This is a genomic window from Serinicoccus sp. CUA-874, from assembly GCF_001942225.1.
GTDB lineage: Bacteria > Actinomycetota > Actinomycetes > Actinomycetales > Dermatophilaceae > Ornithinicoccus > Ornithinicoccus marinus.
This window is the reverse complement of record NZ_MKJZ01000038.1, coordinates 137,970-161,415: the sequence shown is the minus strand read 5'-3', so window position 1 is coordinate 161,415 and position 23,446 is coordinate 137,970. Positions and strand designations below refer to the sequence as shown.

Below are 23,446 nucleotides of genomic sequence, written 5' to 3'. Positions count from 1 at the left end.
GACCCGGCGTCGCCCAGGACGGCGCCGCCGGGTCGGCCAGCCCGCGGCACACCCTCGAGGTAGCCGCCACCATCCTTCTCGACCGCCGAGCAACCCAGGAGGCCGCCGCCCATGACCGACACCACCCAGACCTCGCGCCGCGTCGTCGTGACCGGCCTCGGCGCGACGACGCCCGTCGGCGGCACCGCACCGCAGACCTGGGAGGCCATCACCGCCGGGCGCTCGGGCATCGACACGCTGACCCAGGACTGGGTCGCCGAGCACGAGCTGCCGGTGACCTTCGCCGGGGCCATCCACACCGACCCGCTGGAGACGCTGGCCAAGGTCGAGGTGCGGCGCAACGACCCCTCCGGGCAGTATGCGCTCATCGCCGCGCGGGAGGCGTGGGCCGACGCCGGCGCCCCGGAGCTGGAGCCGGAGCGACTCGGCGTCGCCATCGGCTCCGGCATCGGCGGCGTGCACACGCTGCTCAGCCAGTGGGACGTGCTCAAGGAGAAGGGCCCGCGCCGGGTCTTCCCGCTCACCGTCCCCATGCTCATGCCCAACGGCCCGGCGGCCGCGGTCTCGCTCGACCTGTCCGCCCGCGCCGGCGCGCACTGCCCGGTGAGCGCGTGCGCCTCGGGCGCCGAGGGGATGGGCCTGGCCCTCAACATGATCCGCACCGGCCGCGCCGACATGATGGTCGCCGGGGGCACCGAGGCGGCGATCCACCCGGTCTGCATCGCCGCCTTCGCCGCCATGACCGCCCTCTCGGGGCGCAACGACGACCCGCAGGCGGCCTCGCGCCCCTACGACGTGGGCCGCGACGGCTTCGTCATGGGCGAGGGTGCCGGCGTCATGGTGCTCGAGGCCGAGGAGCACGCCCGGGCACGTGGGGCGCGGATCTACGCCTACCTCGACGGCGTCGGCATGTCCTCCGACGCCTACCACATCACCGCGGGCGAGCCCGACGCGCCGGCGCCGCGCGGGCCATGGAGGAGGCCGTCGCGACGCGGGTCTGGCCACCGGCGACATCGCCCACATCAACGCGCACGCCACCTCGACCCCGGTCGGCGACGTCGCCGAGACCAAGGCGATCCACCGGGCCTTCGGCGGGCATACCTCCGACATCGCGGTGACCGCGACCAAGTCGATGACCGGCCACCTGCTCGGCGCGGCCGGAGCGCTGGAGGCGGTCCTGACGGTGATGTCGCTGCACCACCGACAGGTGCCGGCGACGATCAACCTCGACGAGCAGGACCCGGAGATCGACCTCGACGTGGTCACCGGCGGGCCGCGGGCGCTGCCGGAGGGTCAGGTCGCGGCCCTCAACAACGCCTTCGGCTTCGGCGGTGTCAACGTTGCGCTGACCTTCACCTCGGCGTCCTGAGCGCCCTGGCGGCATAGGCGGCCCGCGTCATGCACATCCTGCGCGTCGCCAACTTCGTCAGCCCCACCTCCGGCGGCATCAAGACCGCGCTGCGGCACTGGGGCCAGCTCTACCAGCAGGCCGGGCACCGGGCCTCGCTCATCATCCCGGGGCCGGGCCCGGAGATCTCCGAGGAGGAGCAGGGGCTGGTCTACCGCGTGCCGGCGCGACCGGTGCCGGGCACCGGCTACTCCCTCATGTGGAGCCGGGTCGGACTGGCGCGGCTCATGGACGCGATCGCCCCGGACGCCCTCGAGGTGTCCGACCGGTCGACGACCCGGTGGATGGGCCGCTGGGCCCGGCGCCGGGGCATCGGCTCGGTGATGATCAGCCACGAGAACATGACGGGCATCATGGTGCGCCGCACCCCGGTGCCCGAGCGGCCCTCGCACTGGGCGGCCGACGTCATCAACCGGCTCAGCGCGCACGACTACGACGCCATCGTGTGCCCGAGCCGCTTCGCCGCCGAGGAGTTCCACCGCAACGGGCTGGCCGCGGAGGTGGTGCCGCTGGGGGTCGACGTCGACGTCTTCACCCCGGTGCGCGAGCTCACCGACGGGCCAGTCCCGGGACAGGACGGGCCGATCCGGCTCGCCCACTGCAGCCGGCTCTCCCGGGAGAAGAACCCGGCGCTGTCCATCGAGACGGTCCGCGAGCTGGTGCGCCGCGGGCACGAGGTGGAGCTCACCGTCTTCGGCGCCGGGCCGATGCTGGACGAGCTCGTCGCGCGGGCGCGGAACCTGCCGGTGACCTTCCACTCCTACATCACCGACCGCCGTGAGCTGGCGGCCGAACTGGGTCGCGCCGACCTGGCGATCTCGCCGGGGCCGCTGGAGACCTTCGGGCTCGCGGCGCTGGAGATCCTGGCCTGCGGCATACCGGTCGTGTGCTGCGACGAGGGCGCGCTGCACGAGGTCGTCGGCGACGGGGGCGTGGTGAAGCCCTCGACGCCCGCGGCCTTCGCGGACGGCGTCGAGGAGCTGCTGCGGCGGCGGCACGCGCGGGCGCGGGCCCGGGCGGCGGCGGAGCGGTTCAGCTGGCCGGTGAGCGCAGGTCGGATGCTCGACGTCCACGCGGCGGTGGCGGCGGGGCGGGCTGGACCGCGCGACTGAGGGGACGGCGCTGCCTCACAGGCGGCCGCGCCGGTCCGTCGTCAGCCGACCTTGTGCAACCAGGTGGCGGGTGCTCCCTCTCCGGCGTGCCGGTAGGTCTCGAGCTCGGCGTCCCACGCCGCCCCGAGCGCCCGGTCCAGCTCCGCGGTCAGCGTGGCGGCCGACCCGGCGGCGGACTCCATGATGGTCCGGAGACGGTCCTCGTTGACGACGACGTCGCCGTTGGCGGACAACCGGGCGGTGTGCAGCCCCAGGCCCGGGGTGTGCGTCCACCGCACGCCGTCGCTCCCGCGGCTGGCTTCCTCGACGACCTCGTAACGCAGGCCGTCCCAGCCGCGCATGGCGCTGGCGATGGTAGCACCGGTGCCGGCCTCGCCGGTCCAGGCGAACTCGGTGCGCATGGTGCCCGGCTCGGCAGGCTGGGTGACCCAGTCCAGCGAGACCCGGGTGTCGAGGACACCCTCGATCGCCCAGGCGATGTGCGGGCACAACGCGGTCGGGGTGGAGTGAATAAACACCACCCCGCGAGTCATGACTCGTGGCATGACAGCGGACATCCTGGCCTCCTGTGTGGTGAGGGACATCTTCCCCAACGACCTCGACCACCGGCGGCGACCAGCAACATACGCACGTAGACCGCGTGCTGAGCCCCATCATGCTCTCTCGTCACCGCAGGAGCAAGTGCATCGGCAGATTCGTGTCGTCCCACCCGTCACAGGAGCACCGCGTCAGAACGGGTGACGCGACGTCAGCCGTCTGCTAGTTTCACGCCATGCGCGTCGCGGACCTCATCAAGAAGAAGGGCAGCACGGTCGCCACCCTGCCCGCCACGGCCACGCTCGCCGAGCTGCTCGAGGTGCTCGACGACCACAAGATCGGTGCCGTCGTGGTGCTGGACGGCGAGGACGTGGCCGGCATCGTCTCCGAGCGCGACGTCGTCCACCACCTGCGCGGCGGCGCCGGGAGCGGGGCCGCGCTCAGCGAGCTCATGACGACCTCGGTGCAGACCTGCACCATGGACGACGACCTCACCCACCTGGCCACCACGATGACGCAAGGCCGCTTCCGGCACCTGCCCGTCGTCCAGGACGGCCGGCTCGAGGGGATCGTCTCGATCGGCGACGTCGTCAAGGCCCGGCTCGACGCGCTCGAGGCCGAGCGCGACCACCTGGAGTCCTACCTGCGGCAGTGAGCCCGGCGGGTGAGGGCCACCGCGCGTGCCGACCCGCTCCCCCGCCCACCTAGACTGACCAGCCGAAGGGCCAGTAGCTCAGCCGGTCAGAGCAGCGGACTCATAATCCGTCGGTCGTGGGTTCAAGCCCCACCTGGCCCACCGGCGGCCGACCTGGGCAAGGATGTGCATGTCACGCAGCCCTGTCGACCCGGTTTCCGGTGCACAACCTCGTCCAGGTCGGGGACGGCCGAAGGTCACAATGCGGTGACAACCACCGCGAGTTGCCCATCTTCAGGGGCAGGCCCGTCTAGGGTGCGCGACATGACCGACTCCCGTGAGTCGCCCGGCTCCGGCCTGGGCGCACCCTTGGTCGTGCTCAAGGACGTCAACAAACACTTCGGCGACCTGCACGTGCTCCAGGACATCAACCTGACCGTGCACGAAGGTGAGGTGGTCGTCGTCATCGGGCCCTCGGGCTCGGGCAAGTCGACGCTGTGCCGCACCATCAACCGGCTGGAGTCCTACGAGTCCGGCACGATCACCATCCACGACGACGAGCTGCCCAGCGAGGGCAAGGCGCTGGCCAAGCTGCGGGCCGACGTGGGCATGGTCTTCCAGAGCTTCAACCTCTTCAGCCACAAGACGATCCTCGAGAACGTCACGATGGGGCCGATCAAGGTGCGCAAGAAGAAGGGCGCCGAGGCCAAGGCCCGCGCCATGGAGCTGCTCGAGCGCGTCGGCGTGGACCACCAGGCGGACAAGTACCCCGCCCAGCTCTCCGGCGGCCAGCAGCAGCGCGTCGCGATCGCCCGATCGCTGGCGATGGAACCCACCGTGATGCTCTTCGACGAGCCGACCTCGGCGCTGGACCCGGAGATGATCAACGAGGTCCTGGACGTCATGACCAGCCTGGCCAAAAGCGGGATGACGATGATCGTCGTCACCCACGAGATGGGCTTCGCCCGCAAGGCCGCCGACCGCGTCGTCTTCATGTCCGACGGAGCCATCGTCGAGGAGAACACCCCGGAGGAGTTCTTCACCCACCCGAAGTCCGACCGTGCCAAGGACTTCCTCGGCAAACTACTGACCCACTGACCAGCAACGACACAAGGAGATCCCATGCGTTCCACCACCTTCCGGATCGCCGCGCTCGCGGCCGCCGCCTCCCTGACCCTCGCCGCCTGCGGCGGTGACGACGGGGGCGAGGCCGACGCCGGCGGCGGCGAGTCCAGCGAGGAGAGTGCGGCTGAGGGCGGCACCGACGGCGAGACCGTCACCATCGGCATCAAGTTCGACCAGCCGGGCCTCGGCCTCAACGAGGGCGGCGACCCGACCGGTATGGACGTCGACGTCGCCAAGGCGGTCGCCGAGGAGCTCGGCTACACCGAGGACCAGATCGAGTGGAAGGAGGCGATCTCCGCCCAGCGCGAGGACCTGCTGGAGTCCGACCAGGTCGACATGATCTTCGCCACCTACTCGATCACCGACGAGCGCAAGGAGCGGGTGCAGTTCGCCGGTCCGTACTTCGTCGCCGGCCAGGACCTCCTGGTGCCGACCGACAGCGACATCGAGGGCCCGGACTCCATGGGCGACGCCATCCTGTGCTCGGTGACCGGGTCGACCTCGGCCGCCCGGGTCAACGAGGAGTACGGCGTGGCGCTGCAGGAGTACGGCAGCTACTCCGAGTGCATGGAGGCCATGGCCTCCGGCCAGATCGGCGCCCTCACGACCGACGACACGATCCTCGCCGGCTTCGCCGCCCAGGACGAGTACGCCGGCCAGTTCAAGGTCGTCGGCAACACCTTCTCCGAGGAGAACTACGGCGTCGGCCTGCCGCAGGGCTCCGACCAGTGTGAGGAGATCAACGAGATCCTCAACGGCCTGTGGGAGGACGGCACCATGGACCAGATCATCGAGGACAACCTGGGCGCGGCGGACTACACCCCCAACGCCGACCTCAACCCGCCGGAGGCCGGCGGTCACTGCGCCTGAGTGCCTGACTGACTGACCCGTCTCGCTGCGCCGGGGCCCACGCGGCCCCGGCGCAGCCACCACGCTGGAGGGAGCAGCCCGTGCTGGAGCTCATCGAGCAGTTCAACGTCATCGGGGCGTTCTGGCTCAACATCAGGCTCGCGGCCGTGTCCTTCGTGCTGGCGCTGGTCCTGGGGACCGTCGTGGCGATCCTGCGCCTGGCTCCGGTGTCGGTGCTCAACTGGTTCGGCGCCACCTACGTCACGCTCCTGCGCAACACCCCGCTGACCCTCATCATCGTCTTCGCCAACCTCGGCCTGTGGCTGCAGCTGGGGATCGAGTTCGTGCCTCGCGAAAACAACCCCAACTTCATCCTCGAGAACAACTTCTGGCTCGCCGTCCTGGGCCTGACCGTCTACCACGCGGCGTTCATCTGCGAGGCGATCCGCTCCGGGGTCAACACCATCCCTGTGGGCCAGAGCGAGGCCGCTCGCTCCATCGGCCTCGGCTTCGGCCAGAGCCTGCGCGAGGTGATCCTGCCCCAGGCGTTCCGGGGTGGCATCACCCCCATCGGCAACGTGCTCATCGCCCTCATCAAGAACACCACCGTGGCGGTGGCCATCGGCAACCGGGAGATCGCCTACCAGATGCGCAACATGATGGAGTTCCGCCCGGACGCCGGCATCCTCATCTTCCTCATCGTCGCCATCGGCTTCGTCATCCTCACCCTGCCGGTCGGGCTCGGCACGAGCTGGCTCTCCGCCAAGCTGGCGGTGAAGCGATGAGCGCGCAGCAGGTCCTCTTCGACATCCCCGGGCCCAAGGCACGGGCCCGCCACCTCCTCTACGGCGTGCTGGGCACCCTCGTGCTCCTGGGCCTGCTGGTGCTCGTCCTCATCCGGATGGCCACCAGGGGCCAGTTCGAGGCCGCGAAGTGGACGCCGTTCCTGGAGAGCAACACCTGGACCTTCTACCTCCTCCCCGGGCTGCTGGCCACCCTGCAGGCGGCCGCGGTGGCCGTCGTGCTGTCCATGGTGTTCGGCATCGCCCTGGCCATGCTGCGCATGTCGGACATCGCCCCCGTGCGGTGGGCCAGCGGCGTCTTCGTCGAGTTCTTCCGGGCCGTCCCCGTGCTCATCATGATGATCTTCACGTGGCAGATGCTGGTGAAGAACTCCACGATGGTCCGCCTCATGGACTCCCTGGGGCTCACCGGGGCCAACGCGACCTTCATCGCCGTCGTCGTCGGACTCGTGCTCTACAACGCCTCGGTCATCTGCGAGATCGTCCGCAACGGCGTGGGCTCGCTGCCGGGCGGCCAGCGCGAGGCGGGGCTGTCCATCGGTCTGTCCGCCGCCCAGGTGCGCCGCTCAATCCTCGTGCCGCAGGCCCTCACCTCGATGCTCCCCGCGCTGATCAGCCAGATCGTCGTCATCACCAAGGACTCGGCGCTCGGCTCTATCATCACCTACCCGGAGCTGCTGAGCCGGACGCGCCAGCTGGGCTCGGCCAACGCCAACACCCTGGCCGCCTACCTCGTCGCCGCGGTCATCTTCATCCTCATCAACTACGCGATCACCAAGCTCGCCGAGTGGATCGAGGGCCGCCAGCGGCGCACGCGCCGCGCCACCCCCGGTGGCGACGCCCAGACCCAGGACGAGGAACAGGCCGGCCAGCGCGCGGCCGGTGCCGCGCTCGGAGCCCAGGCCAGAGCCGGCGGCTGACCCCCGGCCGCGCCCGCACAGGGCGCGGGAACATAACACATCAGATGTGCGGTCGGAATGTACCGGACGCGCGCTGCACATACCCGGACGCCCGTAGCCCGTACCGGCACCCTGACCAGGTCCGCTGACGCGTCCATCGTCGCGCTGAAGCGCCCCAGCTTTGCGGTCGCTCCTATACGGGTTCCGGCTCTCGGTTGAGTCCGGTCTGACTGCCGGCATCGGCGCGGCCGATCAGCTGCCCGGGCAGCACCGGGTGGCCCTCCCGGGCACGCTGCCAGGTCGCCATCCTGACCGGCGTCATGACCAGGTCCACGTCCTTGGTGCTGGCGGCGTGCCACGCCATGATGCGCTGGGCGTACACGTCGACGACGAATGCGACGTACACCCACCCCGACCACGCCCGGACGTAGGTGAAGTCCATGACCCACGTCCGGTCCGGGGCCGCGGCGGTCAAGTCGCGGTTCAGCAGGTCCCCGGCGCGAACGCCGTCCTTGGCCGGGATCGTGGTCCGGATGCCCTTGCTCCGACGGATCCCGGACAGGCCCAGGGCCCGCATCGCCCGGTCCACGCTGCCCGGCGAGACCGCAGGCATCCTGCGGGCGACCAGGGCCGTCATCTTCGGCCGCCCGTACAGGCCCTCCGGGGTGAGCCGGCGTCGACCCGCAGGGTCGGTGGTCCAGGCGAGCTCGCGGACCGTGTCCATCACCCACGCGTCCTGCACCGAGCGGTCCGCGACCTGGCGCCCGGACCGGCGCCAGGCGCGGTAGGTGCGCTCGGCGAACTGCAGGCCCTGCTGTCGCAGGACCCCAACAGGTCCGCGATGGACGGTAGCTGTGTGAGCCACCAGGTGGCTTCCGCGCTGAGGCGGACGAAGGGCGCGCCGTGATCGTCCAGAGCCGTACGGACAGTCCTGTCCCAGCAGGCGAGAATCTCGTCGATGTCGACGTTGTCCTTCGTGAACTCCTGATCCCCCGCCGTTCGCACGATCAGCTGGCTGGGCCAGTCCCCACGCGCCAGGGACTGGACCCGATCAGGGTTGTGGTCGTTCACGGCGACAAGCACGTGTGCCCCGCCTGGAGCCCCTCTGCACCGTAGGGACCTCGCAGTTCGTCCCCCTGAGCGCCGCCTCGGTACATGCAGCACAGATGCGTCCCGGGATCGACTTCGAGTCCATGGAAACTCATGGGTCCTCACTCACTCTCGGGGGCAGCCTTGTGCCCACCGGCGGAGCATGTGTGGGGAGTTGTGCACTCGACCCAAGTCACCCCCCGTGGCTTCGGCCTACCGTGCCCATGACTTCCTCGTGGTACGTTCCGAAAGCAAGGGATGTCGAAAAGTCACCACACACAACCATAGGAGATTTGCCATGAAGGCTGTCGTCTATCAGGGACCCAAAGATGTCGCGGTCACGGACGTTCCGGACGCGGAGATCGAGCGGCCCACCGATGTGCTGGTCAAGGTCACAACGACCAACATCTGCGGTTCGGACCTGCACATGTACGAGGGCCGGACCTCCTTCGAGAAGGGCCGGACGTTCGGTCACGAGAACATGGGGGAGGTGGTGGAGGTCGGCACCGGAGTAGAGAAGGTCAAGGTGGGCGACCGGGTCGTGCTGCCCTTCAACATCTCGTGCGGGTTCTGCAAGAACTGCGAGCGCGGGCTCACGAACTACTGCCTGACCACCCAGCCTGACCCGTCGGCCGCCGGTGCGGCCTACGGCTTCGCCGAAATGGGCCCGTACGGCGGCGGGCAGGCAGAACTGCTCCGGGTGCCCTTCGGCGACCACAACGCGCTGCGCCTGGGTGAAGACGCGCAGGACAAGGAGAACGACTACGTCATGCTCTCCGACATCTTCCCCACCGGCTACCACGCCACCGAGATGGCCGGCGTGATTCCGGGCGACAGCGTCGTGATCGCCGGGGCCGGCCCCGTGGGACTGATGGCCGCCCTGTCCGCGACGATCAAGGGCGCCGCGAAGGTGATGGTGGTCGATCGCCACCCCGACCGGCTCGCGCTGGCCGAGCAGATCGGAGCGATCGCCATCGACGACTCCAAGGTCGACCCCGTGCAGGCTGTGCTGGACCAGACCATGGGGCTCGGAGCCGACCGTGGCTGCGAGTGTGTCGGCTACCAGGCCCACGACCCTGAGGGCAACGAAGACCCGGCCGCCACCTTGAACATGCTCATCAACTCGGTCCGGTTCACCGGCGGGATCGGCACCGTCGGCGTGTTCGTCCCCGAGGACCCGGGGGCCAAGGGCGAATTGGCCAAGCAGGGCAAGGCGGCCATCGACTTCGGCACCCACTGGTTCAAGGGACAGACCATGGGCAACGGTCAGTGCCCGGTCAAGAGGTACAACCGCCGGCTGCGAGACCTCATCGCGGCTGACAAGGCGAAGCCGTCCTGGATCGTCTCCCACGAGATCTCGCTGGATCAGGCTGCCGACGCCTACAGGAATTTCGACTCCAGGTCCGAGGGTTGGACCAAGGTCGTCATCAAGCCCGGCATGTCAAACGGAAAGAAGGCAAACTGATATGGCAGCAGATCTTCAGGGCAAGAGGGTCGCGATCCTCGCCGCCGACGGCGTCGAACGCGTTGAGCTCGAGCAACCCCGCGAAGTACTGGACCGCGCGGGCGCTCAGACCGAGGTCCTCTCGATCCACGACGGCGAGATCAAGGCCCGTAAGAACGACCTGGATGAAGCGGGCACGTTCACCGTCGACGGGCTGGTCGCCGACGCCTCGGTGGGCGACTACGACGCCCTGCTGCTTCCCGGCGGCACGGTGAACCCCGACCAGCTCCGGGTCGACGAGGGCGCCGTTTCCTTCGTCCGCGACTTCGTCGAGAGCGGCAAGCCAGTGGCGGCGATCTGTCACGGGCCGTGGACGTTGATCGAGGCCGGCGTGGCCGCGGGTCGCACCCTGACGTCGTACCCGAGCATTCGCACCGACCTGCGCAACGCCGGCGCCGACGTCGTCGACCAGGACGTGGTGATCGACAAGAATCTCATCACCAGCCGCTCGCCGGAGGACCTGCCGGCGTTCTCCGAGGCGATCGTGTCCCAACTCGCGGGCACCACGACACAGGATGAGGAGAAGTTATGAGTGTGACCAAGGGATTGCTGGTCAGGTTTGATGCGGTGCCCGGCAAGGAGGACGACGTGAAGGAGTTCCTCGACAGCGGCCGTGCGCTTGTCGAGGACGAGCAGGCGACCACCGCGTGGTTCGCGATCCGCCTCGGGCCCTCCTCCTTTGGCATCTTCGACGTGTTCCCCGATGACGCCGGACGTGACGCCCACCTGTCCGGCCCTGTTGCGGTAGCTCTCGGCGAGCAGACCGGCACGTTGTTCTCCGAACCCACGATCGAGAAGCTCGACGTGCTGGGCTCCAAGCTCCGCGCCTGACACCACAGACCGGGAGTACTGGCCCAGACAGGAGGGGTCGCTGCACGCGGTGACTGCGGGCTGACACAGCCCGCTGACGTCGTGGCAGCGGCCCCTTCTCTGGCGGCTCATCGCACATCACCAACAGATCGAGGAACCGCGATGACAAGAACTGACGACGGCGTTGCCACGACGCGTTCAGCCGAGGTAGCAGTGATCGGGGGCGGGATCGTCGGTCTGTCGACGGCGTACGCGCTGCAAGAGCAGGGCGTGCCGGTGCGGTTGTACGAGGCTGGTCTGCCCGGGATGGGTCAGTCCGCAGGCGAGTCGCGGATCTTCCGGCATGCCCACGACGACCCGCGACTCGTCACTTTCGCGCGCGGGAGCCGTGCCGTATGGGATGAGTGGGCCGAGCACTTCGACGTCGAGCTGGTCTCATCAGACGGCGTCGTGGCGATCGGCGACGGCGCGCTCGAACGGCTGCGAGTGCTCGACAAGGTCGGCGTGGCGGCACGTGAGATCGACGCGGACGAGCTCGCGGAGCGGATGCCGCTGCTCGCGGGGTACTCCGGGCCTGCGATGTTCGACGAGGCAGGTGGAGCGATCCGCACGCGCGCCGCGATCACGGCACTCACGGATGCGCTGGGGGATGCCGTCGTCACCGGTGAGGTGATCTCGATCGACCACCGCGCCGATGGGACGGTTGAGGTGCGCAGCGTCACCGACTCTGCCATCCATTCGAAGGTGGTCGTGTGTGCCGGACGTGAGACCGCCCGCCTGGCGCGCAGCGTCGGCCTCTCGTTGCCGGTCCGCCTTGCCGCACACGTGCGGCTGACCTTCGACGTGAGAAGCGCCCCGCCGGCGCAGGTCGCCTGCCTGCAGGACAGCAGTGGTGAGTTCGGAGAGGTCGGCGTCTACGCCGCCCCCCTGCCGGGCAACAGCCGGTATGCGGTCGGACTCAGCCAGACCGTCGGCGTCCGCGACGACGGCACGTTCATCGACCCGGCGGCCATTCGGTCATTGGACCAACGCGCGCACGACTACGTAGCGCGAGCACTGCCCGGCCTCGACCCGGAGCCGCGTGACTTCCTTCACTGCTGGGTGACCGAACTCCCGTGGAGTGAGGACGGCGTGGCCGTCTGGGAGGCAGGCAGCATCTCCTTCGTCGCCGGTCACAATCTGTTCAAGCAGGCACCGGCTCTAGGGCGCGCCCTCGCCCAGGCTGCGACCGGCGGCGGTCTCGCCGCCGAGCTCAAGTCCGAAGCGCGCTTGGGGGAACTGCAGTAGTGAGCTGTCGATGGTGACCGAGTCGATGCCGACAAGTCGGGCTCCCGCCTCGATGAGGTGCCGCGCCGTCCTCCGTCAGGTGGGGGGTGCCAGACGTCGCCATACTGCGCCGTGGCCCAGTACCGGTCCCATCCGGTGCGCACAGCGCCGCCGCGTCCTCGACGTCCTACCCGGCCACTGAGTCAGCCCCTATGGGTCCGGGCGCGGCGTCGATGACCACCGCCGGCAGGAGGGCGCACCGCTCCAGCGGCAACCCAGACAGGTCGTGCCCGTCCCGGAAGCGATGGGCAGGGGTGTCGAGGTAGGTGCAGTGGCCGCGCCCTCCCCTCGCTCAACTACACGGTCTGAGCGTGAAGGCGCCGAGGTCGCCGCCCGAGGCCAGGGCGCCGTCCGCAACAGCCAGGGGCTCCTCGGCGTGCCGCGGCGGGCCCGCGGGCATCGCACGCAGCCTCCAACGGGACCCTGACAAGACCGCCCTCGTCGTCTTGTGGGGGCTGGCCATCTCCCACGTAGCCCCCACGCGAAACCCCCTCCAACCTATTTTTGCTGGTCAGAGGGGGTTTGAATGCGCTCCCCCGACTGGACTCGAACCAGTAACCTGCCGGTTAACAGCCGGCTGCTCTGCCAATTGAGCTACAGGGGATCGTGCAGCCGAAACTGTAGCAAGAGCCACCCCGGGCGCCGAAATCCTCAGGGCACCGGCGGCAGGCCCACCTGGTCGCGCAGCTCGACGCGGGCCGACCGGACCGCCGCCGCCAGCTCGGGGTCCTCCTGGTCCGCACCTCGGCCCCAGAGCACCTGCTCCACCAGCTCTCGGGTCGGCAAGACCTTGCGGATCGTCACCCGGGCGCCGCGCCGGGGGCCCAGGTCGACCGAGCGCAGCAGGACGACGCTGGCCGAGGTGCGCTCGCGGAAGACCTGCGGCACGGCCCCCGGACCGGTGCGCCGCTGCAGCACCCACTGACGCCCGTCCAGCCGGTCGACGAAGGCGACGCTCAGCGCCCACAGGTCCGGGTCCCACGCTCCGGTGTCGACCTCGTGCCACGGCCGCTCCAGCAGCACCCCACCGTCCTCCCCGACCTCCAGCAGCCGGAAGGTCGTGAGCACCAGCCAGGCGCCTCCCGCGTCCTCCTGCGCGCTGGCGAGGACCTGCTCGCGCGGCGCGAGGTCGGGCCGGACCTGCGCGGGAAGGTCGCCCGGCGCGCGCTCGGGACGCGGCGTCTCACCGATGCGCCTGGTGCGCCAGAACCGCACGTCTCACTCCATCCTGGCCCGCAGCCGGGCCCGCTCGCGGTGCAGCTCCATGAGCCGCTCGTCCAACCTGCGCTTGTCGGTGCTGCCGTCGGCGCCCGCGACTGCTGGCCGAGCAGATCGGCCACCTCCTGCTCAACCCCGGCCAGCCGCACCCGGAGTACCAGCCAGTCGACGAAGGCCTCGCGCGGCATCCCCGTCTCCGGGTCCAGCCGGTCCGGCAGCATGGCGACCGACAGCTCGTGCACCAGCGGGTGCACGGGCGGCGGGGTGCCGGCGAGCACCGCCTCGACCCAGGACCGCGCGCTGCGCTGAGCTGCGCCCTGCACTCCCCCGGCCTCGCGCATCGCGTGCCAGACCGCCCGGTGCATCGGCGCGCGCAGCGCCTCGGGCTCGAGCTCGTCCATGTCCTCGGCGACGATGGCGAGGGGATACTGCAGCGCCACCTGCACCAGCTGCCGCTCGGCCACCTGAACCGGGTCGCGCAGGTCGGGCTGCGGGAGCGAGGGCTGCTCCGGTCCCTCCCGGGTGGCCTCGTCGGGGGCGGGGGTGCGCGGCGCGGCCTGCGCCGGCCGGCTCTGGGCGCGGTGCACCTCGGTCGCGAGGACGTCAGGGTCGACCCCCATCCAGCCGGAGACGTCGCGCACGACCTCGGGCCGGAGGGTGCGGTCGCGGATCTGCGCCAGGATCGGGGCGACGGCACGCATGGCCTGGACCCGCTGGGCCGCCTCGGACAGGTCGTAGGGCGCGAGGGTGGTGCGGACCGCGAACTCGAAGAGCGGGGTGGCGCTCTCCACCAGGTCCCGCACCGCCCGGCCCTGCTCCTGCCCCTCGGCATCCTTCGTCGCGATCCAGAGGTCGTTGGGGTCCTGCCCGTCCGCCGCCACCGCGACGTAGGACTGGGCCGCCCAGCGCTGGTCCTGCTCGAAGGCCTTCATCGCCGCCTTCTGCCCGGCGGCGTCGCCGTCGAAGGTGAAGATCACCTTGGCCGGCGCCCGCCCGGCCTCGTCGCGCAGGATGCGCCGCAGGATGGAGATGTGGTCACCGCCGAAGGCCGTGCCGCAGGTCGCCACCGCGGTCTCCACACCGGACAGGTGCGCGGCCATGACGTCGGTATACCCCTCCACCACCACCGCGGTCCGCTCGGTCGCGATCGGCTTCTTGGCCAGGTCGAGGCCGTAGAGCACGCCGGTCTTCTTGTAGATCGGTGTCTCGGAGGTGTTGAGGTACTTCGCCGGGCTCCAGTCGTCGTCGTAGAGCCGACGGGCGCCGAAGCCGACGGTGTCGCCGGTGATGGCCCGGATCGGCCAGAGCACCCGGCCCTGGAACCGGTCGGAGAGCCCGCGGCCACGACGGTTCGCCAGTCCCCCGAGGACCAGCTCCTCCTCGGTGAAGCCGCGGCTGCGCAGGTGGGTGACCAGGGAGGTGCTCTCGCGGGGGGCATACCCGACCATGAAGCGGGTGGCGTGCTCGCCGGTGAAACCCTTGTCGCGCAGGAAGTCCCGCCCCTTGCGTCCCTCGCCCGAGCGCAGCAGCGCCTCGTGGTAGAACTCCTCGGCCACCCGGTGCGCCTCCATGAGCCGGGTGCGCTGCCCGACCGGCGCCTGCTCCCCGCGGCCGCGCCCGCCCGGTCCGCTCTCCTCGTAGCGCAGCGTGATCCCCAGCTTGTCCGCGAGCCGCTCCACGGCCTCGGAGAAGGTGAGGTGGTCGATCTCCATGAGGAAGGAGATGACGTCGCCGCCGACCCCGCACCCGAAGCAGTGGTAGCTGCCGACCGCGGTGCGGATCTGGAACGACGGGGTCTTCTCGTCGTGGAAGGGGCACAGCCCCTTCATCGCGCCGACGCCCGCGGTCCGGAGGGTCACGTGCTCGCGCACGACCTCCTCGATGGAGGCGCGCTCCTTGACCGCCTTGACGTCCTCGTCCTTGATGCGGGGCACGCGCGCACCTCCCTTCACCGTCGTCGTCCTGCCGAGTCTAGGTCGGCCGGCCCCCCGACCCCGTCGCCGGTCGAAAACCTGGGGACGACGTGGGCCGTGCCCGGCTAGGATGGAATGCCCCCGTCCGCCGATGAGTTGACCCGACCACGGCTGTCCCACCCCCATGATCCGCCAGGAGACCTCCATGTCCGCGTCCGTCCAGGCCACCACCCAGGCGCCGTCGCCGGACGACGCGCGGGTGCGCCTCGTGCTGCGGGTGCTCACGGCGGCCGCCTTCGTGGTGATCCTCAACGAGACGCTGATGATCAACGCGCTGCCGCCGCTCATGGCGGCCTTCGGCGTCGACGCCGGGGCGGGCCAGTGGCTCACCACCGGCTTCATGCTGACGATGGCCGTGGTCATCCCCATGACCGGGTGGCTGCTGAAGCGGCTGTCGATCCGCTCGGCCTTCCTGCTCGCGATGAGCGTCTTCATCCTCGGCACGGCGACCGCGGCCTTCGCGCCCACCTTCTCGGTCCTGCTCGTGGGCCGGGTCATCCAGGCCAGCGGCACCGCGGTGATGATGCCGCTGCTCATGACGACGATCATGACGATGGTGCCGCCGGAGCGCCGCGGCAGCGTCATGGGCAACCTGACCCTGGCCATCTCGGTGGCCCCGGCGATGGGCCCGCCCGTCTCCGGGCTGATCCTGCAGCTCGCCGGCTGGCGCTGGCTCTTCCTCCTCGTGCTGCCGATCGCGGCGGCGATGCTCGTCGGCGGCGGACGGCTCCTGCGCGGCAGCGAGCCGGGGCGGGAGGCCCGGCTGGATGTGCCGAGCGCACTGCTCACCGCGATCGGCTTCGGGGGACTCGTCTACGGCCTCAGCGCGCTCGGCGAGGGCGCTCCCGGTCCGGTGGGGCCCGGCACCTCGCTGACCGTCGGCGTCATCGCGCTCGCCGTCTTCGCCTGGCGGCAGCTGCGGCTCGCCCGCCGCGACGAGGCCCTGGTCTTCCTCGACCTGCGCGCGCTCCAGGTGACCCGCTATGCGGTGCCGCTCGCCCTCATGTGCCTCGCCTTCATGGCGCTCATCGGGGCGATGCTGCTCCTGCCGATCCTGCTCCAGGAGGTGCGCGGCTTCAGCACCCTCGCCTCCGGCCTCATGCTCATGCCAGGCGGTCTCGCGATGGGGCTGCTGGGCCCTACCGTCGGCCGGCTCTACGACCGGTTCGGCCCCCGGCCGCTCGTGGTCCCCGGTGGCATCGGGCTGGCGACGGGCATGACGGGGATGGCGCTGCTCGCCACGCAGGTGCCCTGGTGGGGCCTGGTGGGCCTGCACGTGCTGGTCAGCCTGTCCCTCGCCTTCATCTTCACGCCCTGCTTCACCGCCGGCCTCGGGGCGCTGCCGAACCGGCTCTACAGCCACGGCAGCGCGATGCTCGGCACCGGGCAGCAGGTCGCCGCGGCCGCCGGGACGGCGCTCGTGGTGACCGTCATGGAGACCCGCGCGCACCAGCTCGGCGTCGGCGGCCTGGGCGAGGTCGAGGCGCTCTCCGGCGGCATCGGCGCGGGCCTCGTGGTCGCGACCGCCATCACCGTCGGCGTGCTCGTCCTCGCGCTCTTCGTGCGCGCTCCGCTGCCGGAGCGGGCGGACGATCCTGACGAGCGCAGGGACCAGGGGCACGACACCCCTGGAGGTGCGGGCACGGCATACCCCGAGCCCGTAGCCTGAGCCCATGCCCAAGGCGACCAGCCCCGCGACCGAGGTCGAGGTGGGCGGTCGCACCGTCCGGATCTCCAACCCCGACCGGGTCTACTTCCCCGGCCTCGGGCTGACCAAGCTCGACCTGGCGCACTACTACCTCGCGGTCGGCGACGGCATCGTCACCGCGCTGCGGGAGCGGCCGTGCATGATGCACCGCTTCCCGGACGGCATCGGCGGCGAGCGGGTGCACCAGAAGCGGCTGCCGCGCGGCGCCCCGGAGTGGATGGAGACCGTGCACGTCACCTTCCCGCGCTGGAACCGCACCGCGGACGAGCTGTGCGTCACCGAGCTGGCGCAGGTCGTCTGGTCGGTGCAGATGAGCTGCGTGGAGTTCCACCCCTGGAACAGCCGCCGCGGGCACGTCGAGCAGCCGGACGAGTGGCGGATCGACCTCGACCCCGGCGACGAGTGCGACTTCGCGACCGTGCGCCGGGTCGCGGGCGTCGCCCACGACGTGCTGGACGAGCTGGGCGCGACCGGATGGCCCAAGACGACCGGCTCCAAGGGTCTGCACGTGTATGTGCGGATCCCGCCCGAGCACGGCTTCGCCGACGTCCGCCGGGCGGCGCTCGCCTTCGCCCGCGAGGTGGAGCGGCGCACCGACGACGCGACGACGACCTGGTGGCGCAAGGACCGGGACCCACGTCAGGTCTTCGTCGACTTCAACCAGAACGCCCGAGACCACACCATCGCGGCGGCCTACTCCGTGCGGGCGACAGCCGACGCGCGGGTCTCGGCGCCGCTGCGGTGGGACGAGGTCGCCGACTGCGAGCCAGGCGACTTCACGGTCCGCACGATGCCGGAGCGGTATGCCGCGCTCGGCGACCTGCACGCCGGCATCGACGACGCGGTCTTCGACCTCGCGCCGCTGCTGAAGTGGGCGCAGCGGGACGAGGCCGCCGGCGAGCAGACCCCCGACGCGCCGGACTCCTGAGCCGCCCCCGGGCCTCGGCATACCCGCCTGGCGACGAGGCTCGGAGCAGTCAGGGGGTCGCCGCCGCCCCGGTGTCGACATCGACGACGAGGCGCAACGGGTCGCCGAGGGTGAAGACCCGGTAGGGCCGGGGCTCACCGTGCATGCCGACGAACACCTGGAGCTGCCCCTCGAAGGGTGTGGTGCGGATGACCTCGACCACGGCACCCAGGGAGTGGGTGTCGAGACCGTAGTCACCGCCGTCGTAGACCGGGTCTCCCTCGGCCGGGTAGGCCATGCCCGCGATCACGAGCTGTAGCACGCTGTCCCCCGCCACCCCCGCCGGCAGACCTGACCCGCCGCGGGTCGGCGAGGCCTCGTAGGACGCCACCCAGCCCGGACCGGTCGTCGGGCCCGCCCCGGTGAGGTCCACGACGACGCGGTCGAAGCCGTCGTGGCGACCGGCCCGCACCGACGGGGCGTAGAGCGCGCCGCCGGCGGCCACGCCTCCCCCGCCCTCGGTCCGCACGACGGGGTCGGTCCACGGGAGCTCGGGCCCTGCCCCGCCGCCCGGGTCGACCCCGGTGCCCGGGTCGACGACGGGAGGCTTCGGCCCGGGGACGGGGACCGGGGCGACGGGCTCGGTCTCCTGCGGCGACGGTTCCTGCGCCGACGGCTCCGGCTCCTGGACGGGGTCCGCTGGGTCCTCGGGGTCCTCCGTCGGCTCCACCGAGGTGGGCCCGGGCGGGTCCGGCTCCTGCGCTGCGCCGGTGGGGTCGGGCTCCGCACCGGTCGGGTCGGGGTCAGGGCTGGTGGAGTCCGTACGCGCGAGGTCGGGGCCGGTCGCTCGGGCGTCGTGGCGGCCACCGGCTCGTCGGTCGTGGGCGCGACCACCGTGAGCAGCAGCAGGCCCGCCTGCTCGTCGCCGAGCCGGTGCAGCGAACCACCGCCGGCGAGCGCCTCCATCCAGAAGTCCTCCGCCGCCTGCACCTGCGCCGGGCAGCCGAGGTCGGTGGTCATGAGCTCCTGCGGCGCGAAGGCGCCGTCCGGCTCGAGCCGCAGGGCACCCGTGGCCATGGCCTGGCCGCAGCCGTCCACCGAGACGCCCCAGCCACCGCCGACCGCCGGGAAGGCGAGCTCGGTCGCGGCGTCCGCCCCGACCACCTCGGCGCTGTCCCCGCCGCGCCACAGGTCCTCCTGCAGGGTCCACCGGGTGCCGGTCAGCTCGCCGGCGTCCACGGGGGTCACCGCGGACAGGGCGGCGGGGTCGGGGGTCTGCGCGGACGGCGTCGCGGCGTCGGCGAAGACGAAGGTGGTGCCGCCGGGAGGGAACTCCGCCGCCACCCCGTCGAGCCCGTCACCGCCGCCGAGGACGCCCGTCTGCCACACCAGGGCACCGGCAGCCACGGTCGCCAGCGCGCTCGCGACCCCGCCGCCCACCCGCTTGCGGGTGCGGCGCCGTCGGCCTGCGCCCCAGGGCGCGTCCGGGACGACCCGCTCGTCGCCGTCGATCCTCGACGCACCCTCGAGCAGGCCCCGGACGTCCACCTCGTCGGTCATCCCAGACTCTCCTTCTCCTGCATCGCCCCGAGCCCCTGCGCGCCCAGCTCCTCGCGCAGCCGGGCGATGGCGTGGTGCGACAGGCTCTTCACCGTGCCTGGTCGCACCCCCATGACCTGCGCCGTCTGCGCCTCGGTGAGGTCCTCGAAATAGCGCAGCACGAGCGCCGCCCGCTGGCGGGGCGGCAGGGTCCGCAGCGCCGCGTGCACCTCGTCGTCGCGCGCCCGGGCCTCGGCGCCATCAGGTATACCGCGCTCCGGCAGGCGCTCCACCGCCACCTCCCGACGGGTGCGGCGCCACCACGAGACCCGCTTGCGGTAGATGACGCGGCGCACGAAGCCGTCCGGGTTGTCCACGCTCTCCCACTTCTCCGCGAGGGCGATGAGGGCCTCCTGCAGCAGGTCCTCGGCGAGGTCGACGTCACCGCAGAGCAGGTAGGCGGCACGGCGCAGCCGCGGCCCTCGGGCCGCCACGAACTCGCCGTAGGCTGGATCCGCCGTCAGCACCGCGGCCTCCTCTCGTGCTCCACACCAGGATGTCGCACCAGGGCCGCGAATGGTTCAGTTCGCGGGATCTCGCTGCGACCGAGCGACGCCGAAGGCGGGGTAGCCGGGCAGCTCCAGCCTGCCGCGCGCGGACGCCCACGACCTCCTCGCCCACACCGTCGCCTCCTCGCAGAGCGCCGCGACGTCCGGCAGCTCCTCGGCACAGGCGCGCGCCACCCAGCCCCACCGGTGCAGCAGCAGCGCCCGGAAGGCCGGGCCGGTCCTGCCCTCCGGCGCCATCGTGCGGTCGGCGACCGCGCCGTCGAGGAGCCACAGGGTGCCGGAGAGCACCCAGAGCGCCACCGCCGCACGCACCTGCCGCGGCCAGCGGGGGTCGGCGGCCAGACCGGGCAGGCTGCGCTCCGCCTCCCGGGTGAAGGCGGTCAGGGTGGCCTCGGTCAGCCCGCCGGGCGGCGTGAAGACGCACCAGCAGGTGCTGAAGGGCTCGGCCGCGTAGGCCGCCTCGTAGGCCACGTGGCGCACCCCGGCGCCCTCGACGTCCAGCAGCCGGACCCCGGACGGCGTGAGCACCGCGTTGTCCGGGCAGGCGTCCCCGGGCCCCAGCACGTGCCGGTCGGTGTCGTGCCGCAGCTCGTCGACGACGTCCAATGCCTGCGCCACCGCCGCGCGCCCGGACCGCAGGCCGGCGACGTCGACCAGGTGCTCCACCCCGCGCCGCGGGTAGTCCTCCTGCCACCGGCGGTCCTCGGCGAGCAGGGCGCTCCCGAGGTCGTCGCGCGCGCGGGCCAGCGACTCCGGCCCGGCCGCCAGGGAGCCGCCGAGCGTGCCCGCCCAGGCGACGGTATGCCCCCAGGCCGCCCCGGGGTCCGCCCCGAGCAGCGCGTCGGCGAGCGTGGCCCCTGCCCCGAGGTCCTCCATGACCAGCACCTGGGCCTCCTCATCGGCGAGGAGCAGCTCGGGGGTGCCGCGCAGGTGCCGGAGACCGACCATCTCCCGGCGCCAGCCCATCGCGGCGGACCGGCCCTCGGGCTGCGGGAGGAAGCGCTTGACCACGACCGAGGATCCCCAGGCGGCAGGTCCCCGCACCACCTCATGCCGGGTGACCTCGGAGCGGGTCGACCCGCCCAGCGGCGACGGATCCCCCAGCCGCACCCCGTCCGGGAGCAGACCCGTCAGGTCCGTCATCCGGCCAGCTCGCGGACGATCTCGCCGGCCGGCCGCTCCTGCGCTGCCCGCCACCCGGAGCCGGCCCAGACGTGGAGGCGCTCGAGGTCGCCCTGCTCGGCCGCCGCGCGGCGCAGCGGCTTGGTCAGCTGGTCCACGACCGGGAAGGCGGCGGGGGCATCGGCATACTCACGGGTCCAGCCGTTGGCCACGGCACCGGCGACGCGCCCGGTGAAGGCCCGGGTGAGCACCCGCTCGGTGTGATGCTGACTCCGCAGCGCCACCCGGTAGGTCCTCGACGCCCCGGACTCGTGCGCCAGCAGGATCGCGGTGCCGACCTGCACGCCGGCCGCGCCCGCGGCCAGGGCACGCCGCACGTCACCGGGCGTCGTCACCCCGCCGGCCACGACCGCCGGGACACCGAGCCGCGGCAGCGCTGCCTCGAGGAGGCCGAGGTGGTCGACCGGCTCCGGCTCGACCGACGGGTCGTGCGTCCCCCGGTGGCCACCGGCCTCCCTCCCCTGGAGCACCAGGACGTCGGTGCCCGCCGCCTGCGCCGCGACGGCCTCCGCGACGCTCGTCGCGGTGAGGTGCACCTCGCAGCCCGCGCCCTTCCACCGCTGCACCACCGAGGCGCCGGGCAGCCCGAAGGTGCAGGACACGACCGGGGGCGCCAGGGTCTCCACCAGGTGCACCTTGGCCTCCCAGTGGTCGGTGTCGTGCCAGCTCGGGAGGCCCACCTCGGTCCCCAGCGCAGCTGCCTCCCCGGCGATGCGCCCGGCGAAGTCGTCCACCCGCGGCTCGAGCGCGGCCCGGTCCAGCGGTCGCGGCACGAACAGGTTGACGCCGAAGGGCCGGTCGGTGAGGTCGCGGACGTGCACGAGGTCGGCCGCCACCTGCTCGGGCGTGCGGTAGCCCGCGGCGAGCATCCCGAGCCCGCCGGCGTCGCTCACCGCGGCGGCGAGCAGCGGGCTGGACACGCCGCCGGCCATCGGGGCGCCGACGACCGGTCGCTCCCAGGTCTCGACGAGGCTCATGCGACCTCCCGCATCCGTGCGTGGACGGCCAGCGCCCGCGCGTCGGACAGGCTCGCCACCTGGTCGACGACGGCCCGCAGCCGTGCCCGGTCCTCGCCCGCCTGCTCGGCGGCACGCACCGCCTCCGCGTGCAACGGGTCCAGCCGCCCCGGGTCCGTCGCGTAGTGCTCCACGAGCTCGGCGACGACCTGCTGCTGGTGCTCCATGGTGCTGCGCCGCTCCTCGCTGAGCATGACGAAGTGAGCCGCCACACCCTTGAGCGCGGCCGCCTGGGCGCGCACCCGGTCGGGGACGACGAGGTCCGCGGCATACCGGGTGAGCGGTCCGGGCCCGTGGCGCTCGCGCGTCGCCAGCTGGACGGTATGCACGAAGTGACCGATGAGCCGCGAGGTCATGTCCTTGAGCGCCGCCAGGTCGGCGCGGGTGCCCGTGTGGCTGGTCGGCACCCACCCGGTTCCGAGGATCTCCCCCAGCGCCTCGCCGAGCGCACCCTCGGCGAGGTCGGGTGCATACCAGTCGTGCGCGAGCGCGGCCACCGTCCGCTGCACGTCGGCGGAGCGCAACGCGCGCGGGTCGATGCGGCCCGAGGCGATCGCGTCCTCGACGTCGTGGACGCAGTAGGCGACGTCGTCGGACCAGTCCATGACCTGCGCCTCGAGGCACCGGCGGTGGGGCTCACCCGTGGGCGCCCCCGACCGCACCCAGGTGAAGACGGGCGCGTCGTCGGGGTAGACGCCGAACTTGCCGGGCGGCGTGCCCTCGGGACCGGCACCACGGGACCAGGGGTACTTCGTCGCGGCGTCGAGGCTGGCCCGGGTCAGGTTGAGCCCGGCGGGACGACCGTCGTCGTGGCTGCGTTTGGCCTCCAGCCGGGTGAGCACCCGCAACGACTGGGCGTTCCCCTCGAAGCCCCCGGCAGCCTCGGCGATCCGGTCCAGCGCGGCCTCCCCGTTGTGGCCGAAGGGCGGGTGCCCGATGTCGTGCGCGAGGCACGCGGTGTCGACGACATCGGCGTCGCACCCGAGGGCCGCGCCGAACTCCCGCCCGATCTGCGCCACCTCCAGCGAGTGGGTGAGGCGGTTGCGGACGAAGTCGTCGCTGGTCGGCGAGACCACCTGCGTGGTCGCCGCCAGCCGGCGCAACGCCGCCGAGTGCAGCACCCGCGCCCGGTCCCGGGCGAAGTCCTGCCGGTCGGACCGCTTCTGCGCCGGGTCCTCGGCCAGCCACCGCTCCCGGTCGGACGCGGCATACCCGCCCTGGCCCTCGCTGCTCACCCC

Annotated in this window: 21 protein-coding genes, 2 tRNA genes and 2 pseudogenes; 14 read left to right on the top strand and 11 right to left on the bottom strand. The window is 71.9% G+C overall.

Annotation, left to right across the window (positions count from 1 at the left end; translation table 11 throughout):
- Nucleotides 1–111 precede the first annotated feature (111 nt).
- Together fabF and BJF80_RS16535 are read left to right on the top strand one after the other, a co-directional pair.
- Nucleotides 112–1,369, top strand: a pseudogene (fabF, locus tag BJF80_RS16540) (beta-ketoacyl-ACP synthase II).
- A gap of 29 nt (nucleotides 1,370–1,398) precedes the next feature.
- Nucleotides 1,399–2,520 (top strand): glycosyltransferase, encoded by a 1,122-nt coding sequence (locus BJF80_RS16535; RefSeq protein ID WP_075815307.1) that lies wholly within the window; start codon nucleotides 1,399–1,401, stop codon nucleotides 2,518–2,520.
- A gap of 41 nt (nucleotides 2,521–2,561) precedes the next feature.
- Here BJF80_RS16535 and BJF80_RS16530 read toward each other — a convergent pair whose 3' ends face one another.
- On the bottom strand, nucleotides 2,562–3,065 hold the full coding sequence (locus tag BJF80_RS16530) for a DUF3145 domain-containing protein (protein WP_028131125.1): 504 nt from the start codon (nucleotides 3,063–3,065) through the stop codon (nucleotides 2,562–2,564).
- A 227-nt stretch (nucleotides 3,066–3,292) separates the two neighbouring features.
- Here BJF80_RS16530 and BJF80_RS16525 point away from each other — a divergent pair, with 227 nt between their 5' ends.
- The 6 genes from BJF80_RS16525 to BJF80_RS16500 all read left to right on the top strand — a co-directional run bounded on the left by BJF80_RS16525 (nucleotide 3,293) and on the right by BJF80_RS16500 (nucleotide 7,388).
- Complete coding sequence (locus BJF80_RS16525; RefSeq protein ID WP_075815305.1) at nucleotides 3,293–3,712, top strand: CBS domain-containing protein; 420 nt, start codon at nucleotides 3,293–3,295, stop codon at nucleotides 3,710–3,712.
- A 67-nt stretch (nucleotides 3,713–3,779) separates the two neighbouring features.
- Nucleotides 3,780–3,853 (top strand) — tRNA-Ile (locus BJF80_RS16520).
- A gap of 162 nt (nucleotides 3,854–4,015) precedes the next feature.
- Nucleotides 4,016–4,789 (top strand): amino acid ABC transporter ATP-binding protein, encoded by a 774-nt coding sequence (locus tag BJF80_RS16515; protein ID WP_022925584.1) that lies wholly within the window; start codon nucleotides 4,016–4,018, stop codon nucleotides 4,787–4,789.
- A gap of 24 nt (nucleotides 4,790–4,813) precedes the next feature.
- Nucleotides 4,814–5,686: a glutamate ABC transporter substrate-binding protein gene (locus tag BJF80_RS16510; protein WP_022925585.1), complete on the top strand. Its 873-nt coding sequence runs from the start codon at nucleotides 4,814–4,816 to the stop codon at nucleotides 5,684–5,686.
- Nucleotides 5,687–5,766: 80 nt separating this feature from the next.
- Nucleotides 5,767–6,450, top strand: a complete 684-nt coding sequence (locus BJF80_RS16505; RefSeq protein WP_075815303.1) for an amino acid ABC transporter permease — start codon at nucleotides 5,767–5,769, stop codon at nucleotides 6,448–6,450.
- Nucleotides 6,447–7,388, top strand: a complete 942-nt coding sequence (locus BJF80_RS16500) for an amino acid ABC transporter permease (protein WP_075815301.1) — start codon at nucleotides 6,447–6,449, stop codon at nucleotides 7,386–7,388. The genes BJF80_RS16505 and BJF80_RS16500 overlap by 4 nt, the downstream gene beginning before the upstream one ends.
- A 172-nt stretch (nucleotides 7,389–7,560) precedes the next feature.
- Here the strand turns inward: BJF80_RS16500 and BJF80_RS16495 are convergent, their stop codons facing one another.
- Entirely contained in the window at nucleotides 7,561–8,232 is a 672-nt protein-coding gene (locus BJF80_RS16495; RefSeq protein ID WP_143554164.1) for a DDE-type integrase/transposase/recombinase, read from the bottom strand.
- 522 nt (nucleotides 8,233–8,754) lie between these two features.
- Between BJF80_RS16495 and BJF80_RS16490 the strand changes: the two genes are divergently transcribed.
- The 4 genes from BJF80_RS16490 (at nucleotide 8,755) to BJF80_RS16475 (ending at nucleotide 12,057) form a co-directional block, all read left to right on the top strand.
- A complete protein-coding gene (locus BJF80_RS16490; protein ID WP_075815259.1) occupies nucleotides 8,755–9,921 on the top strand; it encodes a glutathione-independent formaldehyde dehydrogenase in 1,167 nt (388 codons plus the stop codon).
- A 1-nt stretch (nucleotide 9,922) separates the two neighbouring features.
- Nucleotides 9,923–10,492, top strand: coding sequence for a type 1 glutamine amidotransferase domain-containing protein (locus BJF80_RS16485; RefSeq protein ID WP_075815227.1), 570 nt, complete (start codon nucleotides 9,923–9,925; stop codon nucleotides 10,490–10,492).
- A complete protein-coding gene (locus BJF80_RS16480) occupies nucleotides 10,489–10,791 on the top strand; it encodes a putative quinol monooxygenase (RefSeq protein ID WP_075815225.1) in 303 nt (100 codons plus the stop codon). The genes BJF80_RS16485 and BJF80_RS16480 overlap by 4 nt, the downstream gene beginning before the upstream one ends.
- A 141-nt stretch (nucleotides 10,792–10,932) precedes the next feature.
- Entirely contained in the window at nucleotides 10,933–12,057 is a 1,125-nt protein-coding gene (locus BJF80_RS16475) for an NAD(P)/FAD-dependent oxidoreductase (RefSeq protein WP_187344387.1), read from the top strand.
- A 166-nt stretch (nucleotides 12,058–12,223) separates the two neighbouring features.
- Here BJF80_RS16475 and BJF80_RS21705 read toward each other — a convergent pair.
- The 4 genes and pseudogenes from BJF80_RS21705 to dnaG all read right to left on the bottom strand — a co-directional run.
- A pseudogene (locus BJF80_RS21705) lies at nucleotides 12,224–12,361 on the bottom strand (hypothetical protein); the annotation flags it as partial.
- 266 nt (nucleotides 12,362–12,627) lie between these two features.
- Nucleotides 12,628–12,700 (bottom strand) — tRNA-Asn (locus BJF80_RS16465).
- Between the two features lie 47 nt (nucleotides 12,701–12,747).
- A complete protein-coding gene (locus tag BJF80_RS16460; protein WP_237767673.1) occupies nucleotides 12,748–13,119 on the bottom strand; it encodes a hypothetical protein in 372 nt (123 codons plus the stop codon).
- Nucleotides 13,053–15,248 (bottom strand): DNA primase, encoded by a 2,196-nt coding sequence (gene dnaG, locus BJF80_RS16455; RefSeq protein WP_237767672.1) that lies wholly within the window; start codon nucleotides 15,246–15,248, stop codon nucleotides 13,053–13,055. The genes BJF80_RS16460 and dnaG overlap by 67 nt, the downstream gene beginning before the upstream one ends.
- A 184-nt stretch (nucleotides 15,249–15,432) precedes the next feature.
- Here dnaG and BJF80_RS16450 point away from each other — a divergent pair, with 184 nt between their 5' ends.
- On the top strand, nucleotides 15,433–16,956 hold the full coding sequence (locus BJF80_RS16450; protein ID WP_143553794.1) for an MDR family MFS transporter: 1,524 nt from the start codon (nucleotides 15,433–15,435) through the stop codon (nucleotides 16,954–16,956).
- Between the two features lie 4 nt (nucleotides 16,957–16,960).
- The gene (ligD, locus tag BJF80_RS16445) at nucleotides 16,961–17,923 is read left to right on the top strand and encodes a non-homologous end-joining DNA ligase (RefSeq protein WP_075815217.1); all 963 of its coding nucleotides are present in this window, start codon (nucleotides 16,961–16,963) and stop codon (nucleotides 17,921–17,923) included.
- A 49-nt stretch (nucleotides 17,924–17,972) separates the two neighbouring features.
- On the opposite strand, the gene BJF80_RS18005 is transcribed toward ligD, so the two are convergent.
- The 5 genes from BJF80_RS18005 to BJF80_RS16420 form a co-directional block, all read right to left on the bottom strand.
- Nucleotides 17,973–18,335, bottom strand: a complete 363-nt coding sequence (locus BJF80_RS18005; protein ID WP_527251120.1) for an AMIN-like domain-containing (lipo)protein — start codon at nucleotides 18,333–18,335, stop codon at nucleotides 17,973–17,975.
- Between the two features lie 1,123 nt (nucleotides 18,336–19,458).
- Nucleotides 19,459–19,968 (bottom strand): SigE family RNA polymerase sigma factor, encoded by a 510-nt coding sequence (locus tag BJF80_RS16435; RefSeq protein ID WP_022925598.1) that lies wholly within the window; start codon nucleotides 19,966–19,968, stop codon nucleotides 19,459–19,461.
- Between the two features lie 54 nt (nucleotides 19,969–20,022).
- Entirely contained in the window at nucleotides 20,023–21,153 is a 1,131-nt protein-coding gene (locus BJF80_RS16430) for a phosphotransferase family protein (protein ID WP_075815215.1), read from the bottom strand.
- Nucleotides 21,150–22,169 (bottom strand): nitronate monooxygenase, encoded by a 1,020-nt coding sequence (locus BJF80_RS16425; RefSeq protein WP_075815214.1) that lies wholly within the window; start codon nucleotides 22,167–22,169, stop codon nucleotides 21,150–21,152. The genes BJF80_RS16430 and BJF80_RS16425 overlap by 4 nt, the downstream gene beginning before the upstream one ends.
- Complete coding sequence (locus tag BJF80_RS16420; protein ID WP_075815212.1) at nucleotides 22,166–23,443, bottom strand: deoxyguanosinetriphosphate triphosphohydrolase; 1,278 nt, start codon at nucleotides 23,441–23,443, stop codon at nucleotides 22,166–22,168. The genes BJF80_RS16425 and BJF80_RS16420 overlap by 4 nt, the downstream gene beginning before the upstream one ends.
- Between the last annotated feature and the right edge of the window lie 3 nt (nucleotides 23,444–23,446).

Excerpts from the sequence above, each read along its gene's own strand:
- BJF80_RS16535 (WP_075815307.1), top strand. The coding sequence starts at position 1,399 with ATGCACATCCTGCGCGTCGCCAACTTCGTCAGCCCCACCTCCGGCGGC.
- BJF80_RS16530 (WP_028131125.1), bottom strand. The coding sequence starts at position 3,065 with ATGCCACGAGTCATGACTCGCGGGGTGGTGTTTATTCACTCCACCCCG.
- BJF80_RS16525 (WP_075815305.1), top strand. The coding sequence starts at position 3,293 with ATGCGCGTCGCGGACCTCATCAAGAAGAAGGGCAGCACGGTCGCCACC.
- BJF80_RS16515 (WP_022925584.1), top strand. The coding sequence starts at position 4,016 with ATGACCGACTCCCGTGAGTCGCCCGGCTCCGGCCTGGGCGCACCCTTG.
- BJF80_RS16510 (WP_022925585.1), top strand. The coding sequence starts at position 4,814 with ATGCGTTCCACCACCTTCCGGATCGCCGCGCTCGCGGCCGCCGCCTCC.
- BJF80_RS16500 (WP_075815301.1), top strand. The coding sequence starts at position 6,447 with ATGAGCGCGCAGCAGGTCCTCTTCGACATCCCCGGGCCCAAGGCACGG.
- BJF80_RS16490 (WP_075815259.1), top strand. The coding sequence starts at position 8,755 with ATGAAGGCTGTCGTCTATCAGGGACCCAAAGATGTCGCGGTCACGGAC.
- BJF80_RS16485 (WP_075815227.1), top strand. The coding sequence starts at position 9,923 with ATGGCAGCAGATCTTCAGGGCAAGAGGGTCGCGATCCTCGCCGCCGAC.
- BJF80_RS16480 (WP_075815225.1), top strand. The coding sequence starts at position 10,489 with ATGAGTGTGACCAAGGGATTGCTGGTCAGGTTTGATGCGGTGCCCGGC.
- BJF80_RS16475 (WP_187344387.1), top strand. The coding sequence starts at position 10,933 with ATGACAAGAACTGACGACGGCGTTGCCACGACGCGTTCAGCCGAGGTA.
- BJF80_RS16450 (WP_143553794.1), top strand. The coding sequence starts at position 15,433 with ATGTCCGCGTCCGTCCAGGCCACCACCCAGGCGCCGTCGCCGGACGAC.
- ligD (WP_075815217.1), top strand. The coding sequence starts at position 16,961 with ATGCCCAAGGCGACCAGCCCCGCGACCGAGGTCGAGGTGGGCGGTCGC.
- BJF80_RS16430 (WP_075815215.1), bottom strand. The coding sequence starts at position 21,153 with ATGACGGACCTGACGGGTCTGCTCCCGGACGGGGTGCGGCTGGGGGAT.
- BJF80_RS16425 (WP_075815214.1), bottom strand. The coding sequence starts at position 22,169 with ATGAGCCTCGTCGAGACCTGGGAGCGACCGGTCGTCGGCGCCCCGATG.